Below are 16,332 nucleotides of genomic sequence, written 5' to 3' on the forward strand. Positions count from 1 at the left end.
AATACTATTTGTTGATGTTTTGTCCTGAAAACCTCTTATCTTTATTTATGAAAATAATTAAGTGAGAAAACGGCAAGACTCTCCATGCAAGAGCCAATTAGCGAAAAAATAAATAACAAACGGCTTCTACAATAGAAGCCGCCTATATTCACTGCAAAAATAACGCAAAATCTAATGCATTATTTCTTTTTCTTTGCCTTAGGGTTTGGCAAGTCAGTGATGCTGCCTTCGTACATTTCAGCAGCCATACCGATTGATTCGTACAGAGTCGGGTGAGCGTGAACAGTCAGAGCGATATCTTCTGCATCACAACCCATCTCGATAGCCAGACCGATTTCACCCAGCAGTTCGCCACCGTTAGTACCAACAATAGCACCACCGATAATACGGTTGCTTTCTTTATCGAAAATCAGTTTAGTCATACCATCTGAACAATCAGATGCAATTGCACGACCGGAAGCAGCCCATGGGAAAGTTGCAGTTTCGTAACTGATGCCTTTCTCTTTCGCTTCTTTCTCAGTCAGACCAACCCACGCAACTTCTGGCTCAGTATAAGCAATGGATGGGATCACTTTTGGATCGAAATAATGTTTCTTACCGGAAATAACTTCGGCAGCAACATGGCCTTCATGAACACCTTTGTGTGCCAGCATTGGTTGACCAACGATATCACCAATAGCGAAGATATGAGGTACGTTAGTACGCATTTGCTTATCAACATTGATAAAGCCACGCTCATCAACAGCAACACCTGCCTGACCAGCATCGATCAGTTTACCGTTTGGTACACGGCCGATAGCAACCAGAACCGCGTCATAGCGCTGAGGTTCTGCCGGTGCTTTTTTACCTTCCATTGTCACGTAGATACCATCTTCTTTGGCTTCTACAGCAGTCACTTTGGTTTCCAGCATCAGGTTGAATTTCTTGCTGACACGTTTAGTGAATACTTTAACAACGTCTTTGTCCGCAGCAGGGATAACCTGATCGAACATTTCAACCACGTCAATCTGAGAACCCAGAGCGTGATAAACAGTGCCCATTTCCAGACCGATGATACCGCCGCCCATAACCAGCATGCGTCCCGGAACTGTTTTCAGCTCCAGTGCATCAGTAGAATCCCATACGCGAGGGTCATCATGCGGAATGAATGGCAGCTGAATTGGGCGTGAACCCGCTGCAATAATGGCATTATCAAAATTAATCGTTGTTGCGCCATTTTCGCCTTCAACTACCAGAGTGTTAGCACCTGTGAATTTACCAACACCGTTAACAACGTTAACTTTACGGCCCTTAGCCATGCCACCCAGACCACCTGTCAACTGGGAAATAACTTTTTCTTTCCAGAGACGGATTTTATCGATATCAGTTTGTGGCTCACCAAACACGATACCGTGTTGTGCCAGCGCTTTTGCTTCTTCAATGACTTTAGCAACGTGAAGCAATGCTTTAGATGGGATACAACCAACGTTAAGACAAACACCACCCAGAGTAGAGTAGCGCTCAACCAGAACGGTATCCAAACCTAAGTCTGCACAACGAAAAGCAGCAGAATACCCTGCTGGGCCTGCTCCAAGCACCACTACCTGGGCTTTAATTTCAGTACTCATCATGACCTCTTAATTGTTTGTCCGGCGGGTCAGACGAAAAAAAACCATATTCCACCGGGACGTACACACCGCGAGCAGTTTACAGAATTGTAAATAACCTGAAAAGCGCGTTAACGTGACGGAAATCTCAACCTGTCAGATACAAGTCTAAAATTTCCATCACTGTCGTAATTATTAGGCCGGCTATTCACCGGCCTTTGCATTACATCACCAGACGGCGAATGTCGCTCATCAACTGATTAATATAAGTGATGAAACGAGCACCATCAGCTCCATCGATCACACGGTGGTCGAAAGACAGAGACATTGGCAGGATCAGACGAGGAACGAATTCCTTGCCATTCCAGACCGGCTTCATAGAAGAACGGGACAGACCCATAATAGCCACTTCTGGCGCGTTCACGATTGGTGCAAAGCCGGTTGTACCGATACCACCCAAGCTGGAGATCGTGAAGCAGCCGCCCTGCATGTCGGAAGCAGTCAGCTTACCAGCACGAGCTTTCTTGGATACTTCAGCCAGTTCTCTTGACAGTTCCATGATGCCTTTTTTGTTAACATCTTTGAATACAGGAACAACCAGGCCGTTAGGCGTATCAACCGCAATACCGATGTTGACGTATTTTTTCAGGATCAGCTTTTGGCCATCTTCAGAGATAGAGCTGTTAAAGCGAGGCATTGCTTCCAGTGCTTTTGCAGCCGCTTTCATGACGAATACCAGCGGAGTGATTTTCACGCCCAGCTGTTTCTTCTCTGCTTCTTTGTTTTGCTGTTTACGGAATTCTTCAACTTCAGTTATATCCGCTTCATCGAACAGGTTAACATGAGGGATCATTACCCAGTTACGGCTCAGGTTTGCACCGGAGATTTTCTGGATACGGCTCATTTCAACTTCTTCGATTTCACCAAACTTGCTGAAATCAACTTTCGGCCAAGGCAGCATACCAGGCAAGCCACCACCCGCAGCCGCAGGTGCAGCTTCAGCACGCTTGATCGCATCTTTCACGTAAGCCTGAACGTCTTCGCGCAGGATACGACCTTTACGACCAGTACCTTTAACTTTAGCCAGGTTTACACCGAATTCACGAGCCAGACGGCGGATAACCGGAGTTGCATGAACGTAAGCGTCATTTTCTGCAAACTCATTTTTGCCTTCTGCTGGCTTAGCCGCGGCCGGAGCTGGTGCTGCTTTCGCTGGTGCAGCCGCAGGAGCCGGAGCCGCTGCAGGTGCTGCCACAGGTGCTGAGCCTGCAACTTCAAATACCATGATCAGAGAGCCGGTTTTTACTTTATCGCCAACCGCGATTTTGATCTCTTTCACAGTACCTGCAAATGGCGCAGGGACTTCCATGGAAGCCTTGTCACCTTCAACAGTGATCAGTGACTGCTCTTCAGCAATGGTGTCACCCACTTTTACCATGATTTCGGTAACTTCAACTTCATCACCACCGATATCCGGTACATTAACTTCTTTTGCCGCAGATGCCGCAGGCGCTGCGGCCGGAGCAGAAGCTGCTGCCGGAGCTGGCGCTGCACCAGAACCTGCAACTTCAAATACCATGATCAGAGAACCAGTTTTTACTTTATCGCCAACCGCGATTTTGATCTCTTTCACAGTACCTGAGAATGGCGCAGGCACTTCCATGGAAGCCTTGTCACCCTCAACAGTCAGCAGCGATTGCTCTTCAGTGATGGTATCACCCACTTTTACCATGATTTCGGTAACTTCAACTTCATCACCACCGATATCCGGTACAGCAACTTCTTTGCTTTCAGCTGCAACAGGCGCTGCTGCCGGAGCCGCTTCCTGCTGTACAGGTGCTGCTTCTGCTGCACCAGTTGCGGATTCAAAGATCATAATCAGTTTGCCGGTTTCAACTTTGTCACCAACTGTAACTTTGATCTCTTTAACCACACCCGCCTGTGGAGAAGGAACTTCCATAGAAGCCTTGTCACCTTCAACAGTGATCAGTGACTGTTCTACTTCTACTGTGTCACCAACTTTCACCAGAATCTCGGTAACTTCAACTTCATCTGCACCAATATCAGGCACGTTAATTTCGATAGACATTAATCTTTACCTCTTATGCCAGACGTGGGTTAACTTTTTCTGGGTTGATGCTGTATTTCTTGATGGCTTCTTCAACCACTTTCACATCAACTTCGCCACGTTTAGCCAATTCACCCAGAGCAGCAACAACCACGTAAGAAGCATCAACTTCAAAGTGGTGGCGCAGGTTTTCACGGCTGTCAGAACGACCGAAGCCGTCAGTACCCAGTACGCGGAATTCGCTTGCTGGTACAAAGTTACGAACCTGCTCAGCAAACAGCTTCATGTAATCGGTAGAAGCAACTGCTGGTGCTTCGTTCATGATCTGAGCGATATAAGGAACGCGTGGTTCTTCTGATGGGTGCAGCATGTTCCAACGCTCACAATCCTGACCATCACGAGCCAGTTCAGTGAAGGAAGTTACGCTATAAACGTCAGAAGCAACACCGTACTCGTCAGACAGGATCTTAGCTGCTTCACGAACGTGACGCAGGATAGAACCAGAGCCCAGCAACTGAACTTTACCTTTCGCGCCTTCCATGCTTTCCAGTTTATAGATACCTTTACGGATACCTTCTTCAGCACCTTCCGGCATTGCTGGCATATGGTAGTTTTCGTTCAGAGTGGTGATGTAGTAGTAGATATTCTCTTGCTTCTCACCATACATACGCTCCAGACCATCATGCATGATAACAGCTACTTCATAAGCAAACGCTGGATCATAAGAGATACAGTTAGGAATAGTCAGAGACTGAATATGGCTGTGACCATCTTCGTGTTGCAGACCTTCACCATTCAGAGTCGTACGACCGGAAGTACCACCAACCAGGAAGCCACGAGCCTGCTGATCGCCAGCAGCCCAGCACAGATCACCGATACGCTGGAATCCGAACATGGAGTAGTAGATGTAGAACGGGATCATCGGCAGGTTATTGGTGCTGTAAGAAGTTGCAGCCGCCAGCCAAGATGATGCTGCACCCAGTTCGTTGATACCTTCCTGCAGGATCTGACCTTTAGCGTCTTCTTTATAGTATGCAACCTGCTCACGGTCCTGCGGAGTATACTGCTGACCATTCGGGCTATAGATACCGATCTGACGGAACAGACCTTCCATACCGAAAGTACGTGCTTCGTCAGCAATGATTGGAACCAGACGATCTTTGATAGACTTGTTCTTCAGCATTACGTTCAGGGCACGAACGAAAGCGATAGTGGTAGAAATTTCTTTGGATTGTTCTTCCAGCAGAGAGTTGAACTCTTCCAGTGCTGGGATTTCCAGTTTGTCGTCGAAGTTAACACGACGGCTTGGCAGGTAACCACCCAGTGCATTACGACGCTCATGCAGATATTTAGCTTCTTCTGAGTCTTTGTCGAAAGTCACGTATTGCAGGTTTTCAACTTGCTCATCAGATGCAGGCACATTGAAACGATCACGGAACTGGCGAACGCCTTCCATGTTCATTTTCTTAACCTGGTGAGCAATGTTTTTACCTTCAGCGGTATCACCCATGCCGTAACCTTTAACGGTCTGAGCCAGGATTACAGTTGGTTGGTCTTTAGTTTCCTGCGCTTTATTCAGTGCAGCGTAAACTTTCTTAGGATCATGACCACCACGGTTCAGAGCCCAAATCTCGTCATCAGTCATATCTTTGACCAATTCCACAGTTTCTGGGTAACGACCGAAGAAGTGTTTACGGACATAAGCACCATCTTTAGACTTGAATGTCTGATAGTCGCCGTCCAGAGTTTCGTTCATCAGCTGAACCAGTTTACCGCTGGTATCTTTACGCAGCAGTGCATCCCAACGCTCGCCCCACAGGACTTTCAGTACCTGCCAGCCAGCGCCTGCGAAAATGCCTTCCAGTTCATTAACAATTTTACCGTTACCGGTTACTGGGCCATCCAGACGCTGTAAGTTACAGTTGATGATAAATACCAGATTGTCCAGTTTTTCACGAGTTGCGATAGTGATCGCACCTTTGGATTCTGGCTCATCCATCTCACCGTCGCCCAGGAAAGCATAAACGGTTTGTTTAGACGTATCTTTCAGACCACGGTTTTCCAGATATTTCAGGAACTTAGCCTGATAAATGGCAGAGATTGGGCCCAGACCCATTGAAACAGTCGGGAACTGCCAGAAGTCAGGCATCAGTTTAGGATGCGGATAAGAAGACAGACCGTTACCGCCGATTTCCTGACGGAAGTTGTTCATCTGCTCTTCAGTCAGACGACCTTCAAGGAATGCACGAGCATAAACGCCCGGAGAAATATGGCCCTGGAAGTAAACCAAGTCGCCGCCATCATTATCATTACGAGCGCGGAAGAAATGGTTAAAGCAAACTTCATAAACAGTAGCGGAAGACTGGAATGAAGCCATGTGACCGCCCAGCTCCAAATCTTTCTTGGATGCACGCAGAACAGTCATGATGGCATTCCAGCGAATTGCGGAACGAATGCGGCGTTCCAAATCCAGATTACCAGGGTAAGCCGGCTCATCCTCAACCGGAATAGTGTTGATGTAATCACGGCTTGCAGTACCAGCTGCTACACTAACACCACCTTTACGTGCTTCGTTCAAAACCTGATCAATCAGGAATTGAGCGCGTTCAACACCTTCTTCACGGATGACCGATTCGATCGCCTGTAACCAGTCGCGAGTTTCGATCGGATCCACGTCATTTTTCAAAATATCTGACATGGTGTGTTCCTTATCTGTTATCTATTTCTAATGGTTGTTTTGGAGCCTATCTTCTGGTCATACCCTTTGACATTCAGTCAGTCATGACCGGAAGATAGGCCCTGCTATATGTTGCCGCTAAAACTCTTCAAAAAGAGCATAACGACTGTACAGACGCAGCAGCCAGGATCTGCACAGTCAATTTAGGACCTACCCCATTTGGGAGTTGTTTTAATCCATGACGCCCCGGAGGATAGGCTCTTATTCCTGATGTTGTTGGAGCCGTCTCAGTGAGCGTTCACGACGGGTATGCTCACGAGTCAGATCCAATAAAACTTCTTCAATGAAAGACAAATGACGATGTGAAGCTTCACGGGCTTTTTCCGGTTCTTTCGCCATTATTGCGTGAAAAATCGCTGCCCTATGGTCACTCACTGCCGCCAGCATTTCTTTACGGGTATAAATGAACTCGAAATTGCGCCGGATATTTTGTTCCAGCATCGGGATCATACAACGCAGTAAATGCAGCAAAACCACATTATGTGCTGCTTCTGTGACAATAAGTTGATATTGCAGAACTGCATCAGATTCCGCACCAATATCCCCGCTTTGCTGTGCTTCCTGAATCGCGAGATGGCTTTCCTTAATGCGTTTAAAATCTTCATCTGTTCCTCTGAGCGCCGCATAATAAGCTGCGATACCTTCCAGCGCATGACGTGCTTCGAGGAGATCAAACTGTGATTCCTGATTCTCTGCAATAAGTTGGGCGAGCGGGTCACTGAAACTTTGCCAGAGATTATTCTGTACAAAAGTTCCTCCACCCTGACGACGGAAAAGAAACCCTTTGGCTTCTAGTTTTTGAATGGCTTCGCGCAATGAAGGACGTGATACCTCGAACTGCTTTGCCAGCTCACGCTCAGGCGGCAGCTTTTCCCCGGGGCGCAACGAGCCTTCGAGAATGAGGTTTTCCAGACGCTGCTCAATCACATCTGATAATTTTGGTTGGCGAATTTTGCTATAAGCCATATCTGCTGTAAGCCATTCAGTAAGTAAGTGTTACTTTGAACAATTTATGGTGAACTATACCCCTCTACCCTGTTTAACAGAGTATTCAGACTAACCTTTAGTTGATCGACCTCATTCAATTAACCTCGTTTAGCCGGGATTTAGTCAATTGGTAATACCAATTTAGAATACAGGCCATAAAGTAACAAAGTATTCACTAGCTGTCTATAAAGACCTTGGGCTAAATCATAAAAACCTGCAAATTTTAACAAATTATTTTAATTTTTATCAGAAAATTATAACCAAAAGGGATTTTCAGATAGTAAAACAGGTAGGAGTGGTAAAGATACAGATTAAATTCATTATCTATTGTTATAATTTATTTAATATATTGATTCTTTTGTTTATTTGTTATTTAAATTTATACATTACTATTTAACTTACACAATATAGTGAGCAAATTAAGGGCCATAGTGCTTATTACTTATCATGACAGCATCATTATTAAATTATTAACAGAGCTTAATTTAAAATAGTTAATCACAAAAATAATTTAAGTGTTTTACCACATAGCCAATCTACCGTGCAGATTTCATACTGAATCATTTTATTACAGTTGCAGACAAGACAGCAGTGGCAAACCAATGCAGTGGCAGCAATAAGTAGTCAAAAACACATATAAAACACGTTAAATACAATACCCCTCCCCTCAGGAATAACAAAAATGTTATGGACATTTCTTAAGTGGTTAATTTAAGTGCCAACTCAGGGAATATTCTAACGTTTCAGGATGAATATATACCCAATAGATTTCGAGTTGAGTCACGTCGGCAAATGCAAATAGAGTGGGTTATCAGTAACATAGAGAACTATATATATGTAACTGAAAAACCAGCCAACACAGAAGCTACTCTAAAGATTAAGGGTATACTCAGGCTAATTTGATATATACCAACATATTTCAAGTTGTCTAACTGGGGTCAATGATGCCCATTAGCAATATCACTAGCCGGAAGCTACAACCTGAAAAAATGAACGGTATAAAAATCCTTTTAAAGTAATTCCCGCCAGATGTCACATATAGACACAGGCGGGAGTTTTTTATGCTAACGCCCCATAAATCGTCAACAGTGCGACAATAATCACAATGGTAAATGTTGCTTTTTTCGCAATTTTTACCGCAGCAAGGGGGCTATTCAAAAGATCTAAATGAGGTTCCTTGCTCAATGCAAATTGAGCCAATTGACTGACCACCTTATATTGTGATGTCCGCAAATCACTAAGTGATGCAATCCAGGCTGGTAACGCTTTTTCCCCATGCCCTAGCAAAGCATAAGCAATACCCGCCAAACGTGCTGGTATCCAATCCAAACAATTTAATAGCGCATCAACCCCGGATTGCGCTCGCTGCACAGAAGTTCTGCATTGCGCCAACCATCTCTGATAAGCTCTCAGGAAACAGTATCCCATTAAAATGGACGGACCAAACTCACCCATAACAACTAACCAGAAAATCGGGGCAAGATAATAGCGGAAATTTATCCAGATCAATGCGTTCTGTATTTCACGCAAGCGATCATCTTTTGTCATCTCAGGCGGATTCTGTTGCCCTATAAGTAAATTTGTAAGATGAATATTCTGTTGCTCTAAATCACCAGTGCGTACAGAACGGAGATATTCACGATAACTATGGCGCAAAGAGCCGGCACCAATACATAACAAGCTAATCATGATGCATAACAGGATCGCAGGGATACCAAAAGCAATAACACTCAGTACATCAATAATTTTCCAGGTCAAAAAAGCAACTACAAATGCCATCACTAAACTGACCCACAATGAATATACTTTTACTCTGGCAAAAAAAGGAGACAGATAATGTTCTAACTGCCAATGCTCTCCCATCTTGAAAATGCGTTCCCATGCCAGTATTAACAATAGAATAAAGAGAGTCATCCAACTCGCTCCTTTAATAACTGCCGATACTGTTCCCAGTAAAAATAAGGCCCTGGGTCAGTTTTCCTGCCCGGAGCGATATCACTGTGACCTGTAATATTATTACGGATATCAGGATAATGACTGATAAGTAACTCAGTCAATTCCGCCAGCTTAGTGTACTGAATTTCAGTAAATGGCTCGTAATCGGTACCTTCTAACTCAATACCTATTGAAAAATCATTGCACGTTTCCCGATCACAATAACAGGAAACCCCTGCATGCCAGGCTCTTTTATCGAAAGGAACATATTGCACAACTTCACCATCACGACGAATCAAACAATGCGCAGAAACCCTTAATCCTTTTATTTCCTGAAAGAAAGGGTCTTCATTCGGATCCAACGTCCCCATAAATAGCTGATCAATATACGGCCCGCCAAACTTACCGGGCGGTAAACTAATGTTATGTATAACCAATAATGATGGGATTTCCCCTGCTGGACGCAGATCATAATGCGGTGAAATCACCTTTCTGGTATCAGCAATCCACCCTTCATGTAACCTCATACCCTCGATTCCTCCATCTTTCAAAACCTATTGAGTATATACCCTATGAATTTCAAGATGCAGCCAAAGTGTAACAGGTTAGATTTTTCAATCGAGGAGTATTGTTGTTCATGTTTTCATTTGCGAGCAAGCTCAAAAACTTCCCAGTATAAAATGTAATTAATAATTCTTTTCTTTGAATCGCTTCCATAAATTTCATTTATCTTATTTTCTTTTTTAAGAAAACATTCATGCTAACTGGCATCAGCAAATAATAAATATCATGCTTTTATTTTAAAAAATAACGAAGCCATGTAGAGATCGAATAAAAAATACAAAATGAGGAAGCAATAATATGAATCAACAAGGATTTACATTAATGGAAGTTATGGTGGTAATGGCAATAGTATCTATCCTCGGTGCGATTGGTATTCCTAGCTATCAGGGATATATTCAAAAGGCAGCACTGACTGATATGCTACAAGCTATTGTTCCTTATAAATCTGGCATTGATATTTGTCATTTTGAAACCGGAAATTACAAAGAATGCAGCTCTGGGCATAAATCAATTCCATCAGGGTTTAATAGCCGTTACATCAATACAATTACAGTAAAAGAAGGAGAAGTAAATATTATTGGCCAGAAAAACCTCAGTGGACTGAATATCACCTTAAAACCAGATCAAGATACTAAAAATGGTATGACTCATTGGCAAGTTATGTGCAATTCTGAAAGTGAATCGTTAAAAACAAAATGTCAGGAAACATTTAAACTTTAAAAAAACAAGTAAAAACAAATTAGCATTTAAAAATAGCGTAAATATAGCCCTCCACTGAAAGTGTAAACAGCCTTATATTTACAAAAACAGCCATTCATTTTTAAAACCAAGGAATACGTTAAATGAGAAATATGGAAAGCAATTTAATGGAAAAAGAAATTGACGAATTATGCCAGAAACATCAGGCAATCATTATAAAAAGAAATAGTTATTCCATCACTATTGCCTGTAGCCAATCACCCAATGAAGAGTTTATTACTGCATTACGTTTTATTTCTGGTGCAATAATTGATTTTAATATTTGGCCAAAAGCCAAAATAGAATCCATGTTGACACAAAAGCACATACTACCTTCTTACACAGAAAACTATTGCTCAGAAAATGGTGAAGCAGAAACCTATCGGATAGAAAATTTAACCACTCCAAATAACAATTATAATGAAAAAAAACTGATTGAAAGCAGTCATGAAGATATTGACACTCCTGTTATTCAGTTAATTAATCAAACAATATCTATTTCTATACAAAAAAGAGCATCAGATATTCACTTTGAGCCATTACAAAATAGCTATCAAATACGTATTCGGGTTGATGGTTCATTACATTTTATGCCACCACCTCCTCCTCAAATGAATACTGGCATCCCTGCCCGCTTAAAAATTATGGCGAAACTCAATATTGCGGAAAAACGTCAGCCACAAGATGGGCAATTTGACTGGAATGATAATAAGAACCGTTATGCAATACGTATCTCAACATTACCCACCCTGTATGGAGAAAAAATTGTTCTACGTATTCTCAGTACAATACAACAACTATCATTAGAACAACTTGGCCTGTCTGAATCTCAGCTACAACTTTTAATTCAGAAACTTCATGTACCGCAAGGAATGATTGTAGTAACCGGCCCGACAGGAAGCGGGAAAACCGTCACATTATACAGTTGCCTGAAATATTTAAATCAAACTCAGAAAAACATCTGTAGCGTTGAGGATCCTATAGAAATCCCCTTACAGGGAATTAATCAAACACAAGTAAATAATAAAATCGGGCTAGATTTTGCCAAAGTTTTGCGGGCATTACTCAGACAGGATCCCGATATCATCATGGTTGGTGAGATTCGTGATAACGAAACTGCTGAAATATCGATGAAGTCTGCTCAAACGGGCCACTTGGTTTTATCCACCCTACATACCAACTCGACGATAGATACCTTATCACGCCTGCAACATCTGGGGATTTCAGGTTATACCACTGCTTCATGTGTTAAGTTAATTATTGCTCAGAGATTAGTCCGCAAGCTTTGCCCCCATTGTCGTCAACCCGCAGAAAAGTCTGAATTCATACATACTGAAAATAACGATACAAAACAAAATATAGCAGTAAAAACATGGGTAGCTGTTGGTTGTGAGCACTGCTTTTCTGGCTATTATGGCAGAACAGCCATCTATGAATTTCTCGAAATAAAACCTGAACTTCAACAGATTTTATCAGCACAACCTTCTGACAAGATACCCTGTTTACCAATCCAGCAACAAAAATCCACGCTTTTATCTGCCGGATTAACATTGGTCGGGCAAGGTATAACAACGCTGGAAGAGATTTATCAGACTCTAGGCCAGGAAGCATAATCAATAAATATCCATATAGAAGGCAAAAAATGAAAATAGAATTTATTTATCACTGGAAAGCTGTGAATAAAAAAGGAAATATTATAACAGGAGAAAATATAGGTCAGAACAGACAAGTGATTTTCAACCATCTGAGTCAGCTTGATCTACAACCCTACACCATTAAACGCCGACAGATTATTTATTACAGTGAAAAAGAAATGGCTTATCGGCTACATTTCACCCAACAACTAAATACATTGCTGACATCAGGTATTCCCCTATTACAAGCTCTTAACATTCTCTTACCAGAATGTAAAAATGTTATCTGGAGATGCATATTAGCTGATATTATTCATAAGATTAGTCAGGGAGAATCATTCTCTACCGCTTTACAGAATTATCCACAACTGTTTTCTCCTTTATTCTGCCAGTTTATTGCAGTAGGAGAACAAACCGGCCAACTTGAATCTTGCTGTCAGTTACTTATTAATAGACTAGAGCAGCAAAATATATTGCATAAAAAGTTCCAAAAAGCGTATCGTTATCCATTAATAATTTCTCTTGTTGCTATAATCGTTATCTTATTAATGCTGATTTTCGTTCTACCTGAATTCAAACAGGTTTATTCTGCATTTGGGGCCTCACTACCTTTATTAACGCAGCTACTCTTATCTGCCTCTAACTTTTTTATTAATCATGGTTTTTTTATTTTTATAACAACATTAACAATGACAACTAGTTATTTAGGATTACGCTCTAGATTTCCTACATTACACGAAAAAGAAAAAATACTTTTCACCCGACTACCACTTTTCAAAAAACTCATAACATATCGGCATACCAGCCAGATATTTCATATTCTATTTATGACTCAAAAAGCAGGATTAACGTTGACCATTGGTTTGGAATGTGCAATGAATGCAACCCATCATCCTTTATTTATAGCTGGAATCAAAAACCTCCATCGAAAAATACAGCAAGGTGTACCAATGAGTCATGCCTTGAAAAAAGAGTATTGTTTCCCCCCATTATGTAAACAATTTGTCATAATTGGTGAAGAATCAGGTGAACTTGAGTTATTTTTAGGTAATCTAGCAATATGGTATCAAGAGCAATTTATAAACTGTGCTGATAATTTAGCTAACTTACTTGAACCTGTATTAATGCTGTTCATTGCAATAATTGTAGGCCTGTTACTACTCGCTATGTATTTGCCAATTTTTCAATTGGGTACTATTTTGACGTAACGTATTATATACACTGAATTTCTAAGTTATGTAGCGGCGGCACTGATACGAACCATCCAAGGGAGCGATAACTATGTAAGTGGAACATGATTGTAATAACAAGATTTATATATGTTTGTTTATAGCCCATATGCCTCCCTTGAGTTACAATTTATTTATATAGGCTATCAGAATATTTGAAGGATAGAATGACTTATATTGTTGCACTCACAGGTGGAATTGGTAGTGGTAAAACAACTATCTCTAATGTATTTTCATCCCTTGGTGTCCCGCTTGTTGATGCAGATATTATTGCCAGAGAAGTTGTTGCCTCTGGTTCTCCCGCATTACAGACAATCGCTGAACACTTTGGTTCGGATATCCTATTATCGGATGGTAGTTTAAACCGCGCCGTGCTACGCCAGAAAATTTTTGCTGCGCCAGAAGAAAAACAGTGGCTCAACTCACTTCTTCATCCACTAATACACACAGAAACACAACGACAACTGAACCAAATCAACGCCCCTTATGCTATTTGGGTCGTACCTCTGCTAATAGAAAATAATTTAATGCATTTAGCTGACCGAATCTTAGTAGTTGATGTCTCCCCTGAAGTACAAATCAGCCGGACAATCACGCGTGATGGCGTTAGTCGGGAACAGGTTGAAAATATTCTGGCTGCACAGGCTGACCGCAATGAACGTCTGGAAAAAGCAGATGATGTCATATTAAACGATCAAAAAGAGCAAGATCTCACTGTACGTATAGCCGAATTACATCAACAATATTTGAAACAAGCAGAATCAGTCAGACAGGAAGAACGCAATGAATGATGCAACCTCTACTATTATTTTTGAACACCCGCTAAATGAAAAGATGCGTTCATGGTTGAGGATTGAATCTTCACTGCAACAACTCGAAACACAGTCTCATCTGGATTCACAAGCAAACAGCTTGGCATTTTTTCGCACAATCGCCGAGTTAATTGAGATACTGGAACGTGGTGAAGTACGTTCTGAGTTATTAAAGGAACTGGAACGCCAACAAATAAAATTAAGGCAATGGCTCAATGCTCCCAATGTAGATACGACTATGGTTCACAGTCTGGTAGAGCAACTGAAAGAACGGAGCCTTGCATTACACCATGCTCCCCGCCTTAGCCAACAGATTAAAGAAGATCGAATCATCAGCATGGTTCGCCAACGGCTCAGTATTCCGGGCGGATGTTGTAGTTTTGATCTGCCGACATTGTATCTGTGGCTTCATCTGCCACAGTCTACCCGGGATGAAACCGTCAGCTCTTGGCTAAACAGCCTCCTACCACTAAAGCAGGCATTAGAAAGCATTCTGGAGCTGATACGACAGTCAACAATGTTCTCTTCTCAGGTAAGCCATAACGGTTTTTTTCAGGGGAATGCTGGTGATGCCGATCTGCTAAGGTTAAAACTAGATATTTCGGAAAACCAATTAATTTATCCGCAAGTTTCTGGTCACAAAACCCGCTTTGCTATCCGGTTTCTGCCAATGGACAGTGAAAATGGTACGGTACCTGCACATTTGTCATTTGAATTGGCCTGCTGTTAACATACCCTCAAACTAAGCAGGAGAAAACAGCATGTCTGAAATATTGACTGTCGCATGTCCTACATGTAGTCAGGCCGTAATCTGGGGAGAAATTAGCCCACACCGACCGTTTTGCAGTAAGCGTTGTCAATTAATCGACTTAGGTGAATGGGCTAATGAAGAAAAGAAAATACCAAGTCAGGGCGACAGCACAGAAAACGATGAATGGAGTGAACTGCCTGAACAGTAAAATCACTTGATGGATTTCAAGATGCTTCGCGGCGGCAAGGGAGTAACAAATTCGTCGGGAACGAATTTGCCCAGCCAAAGGCTGGCCTCCGGTGAAAGGCAGGAGCTTCTCAGTAATCCCCAGAGGTATAGATAACCGTCTTTTTATAAAAACGGTGACTAGGGTGAGCGAGTGTAGCCAGCAAAGAGGCAACTTGTAAGACGAAGTGTAGATAGCGTCGGATAAGTTCGACGCTATCTTTGCTCGAGTTAGCCCGCAGATTTAGTCAATAAACCAACGATACTACGGTTTGCTGGCGGGAATTCATCAGCAACTAATTCAGTTTGCAGGAGCCAGCGGGAAGGCTGCCCTTCTTTTCCAAATGGTTCATCTTCCCATTGATCAACCATAAAAAAGTAAAGAGTGATATTCCTATCCGTAAATTCATGAGTGATAGTTTCCGTCAGTTCACAATGAGTTACCGTGATACCAACCTCTTCTTTTAGCTCTCTTATTAAAGCTTGTTCTGGTGTTTCTCCCTGTTCAAGCTTACCTCCCGGAAACTCCCAAAATCCGCCCATATGTGAATCGGCGCGACGTTGGGTAATAAAAATTTCATTATTGCTGTTTTTAATAATGCCTGCCGCAATATGCAGATGTTTTTTTTCCATAACGTTTTCCATGATGGTCGTTCTTACAGGCCATAATAAACAGCCTTATAGGAAGATATAATCTCACGAGACTTACATCAATTCACATTTCTTTTTATCTGCTCTTTCATGCATAAAAGAATATTATATATACTCGATGCATTTCTATTCATAAGATGTATACTCAATCGATTTCAAAGTGTATCAAAACACGCCTTAGGCGCTTAGTACTACAGCCGTAATGGCTGTGGAATAAGAGGGGTATCCCGGCGCCGATAATGACATTGTTGTGCGCGGTACTGATGTCGTCGTCGCCAGTTTGACCAAAATAAAATCTGTTCGACGGTTTCTCTGGTCTTTTTCATCAGTTTTGACAGCAGGTTACGCAGTTCCGATATGCTCAGGGCTATCAGTCCCTGCGGTGTTTTTTTTTCCTGTATCCGCAAAACTGCCA

General features: G+C 42.2%; 13 protein-coding genes and 1 pseudogene. 6 read left to right on the top strand and 8 right to left on the bottom strand.

The window, feature by feature from the left end; translation table 11 throughout:
* Positions 1 to 179 precede the first annotated feature (179 nt).
* From lpdA to ampD, 6 genes are all read right to left on the bottom strand, one after another.
* Positions 180 to 1,607: a dihydrolipoyl dehydrogenase gene (gene lpdA / locus AACS92_RS13050; protein WP_086955916.1), complete on the bottom strand. Its 1,428-nt coding sequence runs from the start codon at positions 1,605 to 1,607 to the stop codon at positions 180 to 182.
* A gap of 202 nt (positions 1,608 to 1,809) precedes the next feature.
* Complete coding sequence (gene aceF, locus AACS92_RS13055; RefSeq protein WP_099111399.1) at positions 1,810 to 3,675, bottom strand: pyruvate dehydrogenase complex dihydrolipoyllysine-residue acetyltransferase; 1,866 nt, start codon at positions 3,673 to 3,675, stop codon at positions 1,810 to 1,812.
* Positions 3,676 to 3,688: 13 nt separating this feature from the next.
* Positions 3,689 to 6,352, bottom strand: a complete 2,664-nt coding sequence (gene aceE / locus AACS92_RS13060) for a pyruvate dehydrogenase (acetyl-transferring), homodimeric type (RefSeq protein WP_099111400.1) — start codon at positions 6,350 to 6,352, stop codon at positions 3,689 to 3,691.
* A gap of 240 nt (positions 6,353 to 6,592) precedes the next feature.
* Positions 6,593 to 7,357, bottom strand: coding sequence for a pyruvate dehydrogenase complex transcriptional repressor PdhR (gene pdhR, locus AACS92_RS13065; RefSeq protein WP_099111401.1), 765 nt, complete (start codon positions 7,355 to 7,357; stop codon positions 6,593 to 6,595).
* A gap of 1,080 nt (positions 7,358 to 8,437) precedes the next feature.
* Entirely contained in the window at positions 8,438 to 9,292 is an 855-nt protein-coding gene (gene ampE / locus AACS92_RS13070) for a beta-lactamase regulator AmpE (protein ID WP_099111403.1), read from the bottom strand.
* Positions 9,289 to 9,840, bottom strand: a complete 552-nt coding sequence (gene ampD / locus AACS92_RS13075; protein ID WP_099111404.1) for a 1,6-anhydro-N-acetylmuramyl-L-alanine amidase AmpD — start codon at positions 9,838 to 9,840, stop codon at positions 9,289 to 9,291. The genes ampE and ampD overlap by 4 nt, the downstream gene beginning before the upstream one ends.
* Positions 9,841 to 10,174: 334 nt before the next feature.
* Here ampD and ppdD point away from each other — a divergent pair, with 334 nt between their 5' ends.
* The 6 genes from ppdD to yacG all read left to right on the top strand — a co-directional run bounded on the left by ppdD (position 10,175) and on the right by yacG (position 15,249).
* Positions 10,175 to 10,597, top strand: a complete 423-nt coding sequence (gene ppdD / locus AACS92_RS13080; protein WP_099111405.1) for a prepilin peptidase-dependent pilin — start codon at positions 10,175 to 10,177, stop codon at positions 10,595 to 10,597.
* Between the two features lie 122 nt (positions 10,598 to 10,719).
* Positions 10,720 to 12,228 (top strand): type II secretion system protein GspE, encoded by a 1,509-nt coding sequence (gspE, locus tag AACS92_RS13085; protein WP_099111406.1) that lies wholly within the window; start codon positions 10,720 to 10,722, stop codon positions 12,226 to 12,228.
* Between the two features lie 29 nt (positions 12,229 to 12,257).
* Positions 12,258 to 13,457 (top strand): protein transport protein HofC, encoded by a 1,200-nt coding sequence (hofC, locus tag AACS92_RS13090; RefSeq protein ID WP_099111407.1) that lies wholly within the window; start codon positions 12,258 to 12,260, stop codon positions 13,455 to 13,457.
* Between the two features lie 188 nt (positions 13,458 to 13,645).
* A complete protein-coding gene (gene coaE / locus AACS92_RS13095) occupies positions 13,646 to 14,269 on the top strand; it encodes a dephospho-CoA kinase (protein WP_099111408.1) in 624 nt (207 codons plus the stop codon).
* Positions 14,262 to 15,020: a cell division protein ZapD gene (zapD, locus tag AACS92_RS13100; RefSeq protein ID WP_099111409.1), complete on the top strand. Its 759-nt coding sequence runs from the start codon at positions 14,262 to 14,264 to the stop codon at positions 15,018 to 15,020. Before coaE ends, zapD begins: the two co-directional genes overlap by 8 nt.
* A 31-nt stretch (positions 15,021 to 15,051) precedes the next feature.
* On the top strand, positions 15,052 to 15,249 hold the full coding sequence (gene yacG, locus AACS92_RS13105) for a DNA gyrase inhibitor YacG (protein ID WP_099111410.1): 198 nt from the start codon (positions 15,052 to 15,054) through the stop codon (positions 15,247 to 15,249).
* Between the two features lie 248 nt (positions 15,250 to 15,497).
* Here yacG and mutT read toward each other — a convergent pair whose 3' ends face one another.
* Both mutT and AACS92_RS13115 read right to left on the bottom strand, forming a co-directional pair.
* Entirely contained in the window at positions 15,498 to 15,899 is a 402-nt protein-coding gene (gene mutT / locus AACS92_RS13110) for an 8-oxo-dGTP diphosphatase MutT (RefSeq protein WP_099111411.1), read from the bottom strand.
* Between the two features lie 209 nt (positions 15,900 to 16,108).
* Positions 16,109 to 16,332 (bottom strand): annotated as a pseudogene (locus tag AACS92_RS13115) (hypothetical protein); the annotation flags it as partial.

This window comes from Xenorhabdus sp. KJ12.1 (genome assembly GCF_963876495.1).
In the GTDB taxonomy this organism is placed as follows: Bacteria; Pseudomonadota; Gammaproteobacteria; order Enterobacterales; family Enterobacteriaceae; genus Xenorhabdus; species Xenorhabdus stockiae.

Excerpts from the sequence above, each read along its gene's own strand:
- coaE (WP_099111408.1), top strand. The coding sequence starts at position 13,646 with ATGACTTATATTGTTGCACTCACAGGTGGAATTGGTAGTGGTAAAACA.
- lpdA (WP_086955916.1), bottom strand. The coding sequence starts at position 1,607 with ATGAGTACTGAAATTAAAGCCCAGGTAGTGGTGCTTGGAGCAGGCCCA.
- zapD (WP_099111409.1), top strand. The coding sequence starts at position 14,262 with ATGAATGATGCAACCTCTACTATTATTTTTGAACACCCGCTAAATGAA.
- aceE (WP_099111400.1), bottom strand. The coding sequence starts at position 6,352 with ATGTCAGATATTTTGAAAAATGACGTGGATCCGATCGAAACTCGCGAC.
- gspE (WP_099111406.1), top strand. The coding sequence starts at position 10,720 with ATGAGAAATATGGAAAGCAATTTAATGGAAAAAGAAATTGACGAATTA.
- yacG (WP_099111410.1), top strand. The coding sequence starts at position 15,052 with ATGTCTGAAATATTGACTGTCGCATGTCCTACATGTAGTCAGGCCGTA.
- ampD (WP_099111404.1), bottom strand. The coding sequence starts at position 9,840 with ATGAGGTTACATGAAGGGTGGATTGCTGATACCAGAAAGGTGATTTCA.
- ppdD (WP_099111405.1), top strand. The coding sequence starts at position 10,175 with ATGAATCAACAAGGATTTACATTAATGGAAGTTATGGTGGTAATGGCA.
- hofC (WP_099111407.1), top strand. The coding sequence starts at position 12,258 with ATGAAAATAGAATTTATTTATCACTGGAAAGCTGTGAATAAAAAAGGA.
- pdhR (WP_099111401.1), bottom strand. The coding sequence starts at position 7,357 with ATGGCTTATAGCAAAATTCGCCAACCAAAATTATCAGATGTGATTGAG.
- mutT (WP_099111411.1), bottom strand. The coding sequence starts at position 15,899 with ATGGAAAAAAAACATCTGCATATTGCGGCAGGCATTATTAAAAACAGC.
- aceF (WP_099111399.1), bottom strand. The coding sequence starts at position 3,675 with ATGTCTATCGAAATTAACGTGCCTGATATTGGTGCAGATGAAGTTGAA.
- ampE (WP_099111403.1), bottom strand. The coding sequence starts at position 9,292 with ATGACTCTCTTTATTCTATTGTTAATACTGGCATGGGAACGCATTTTC.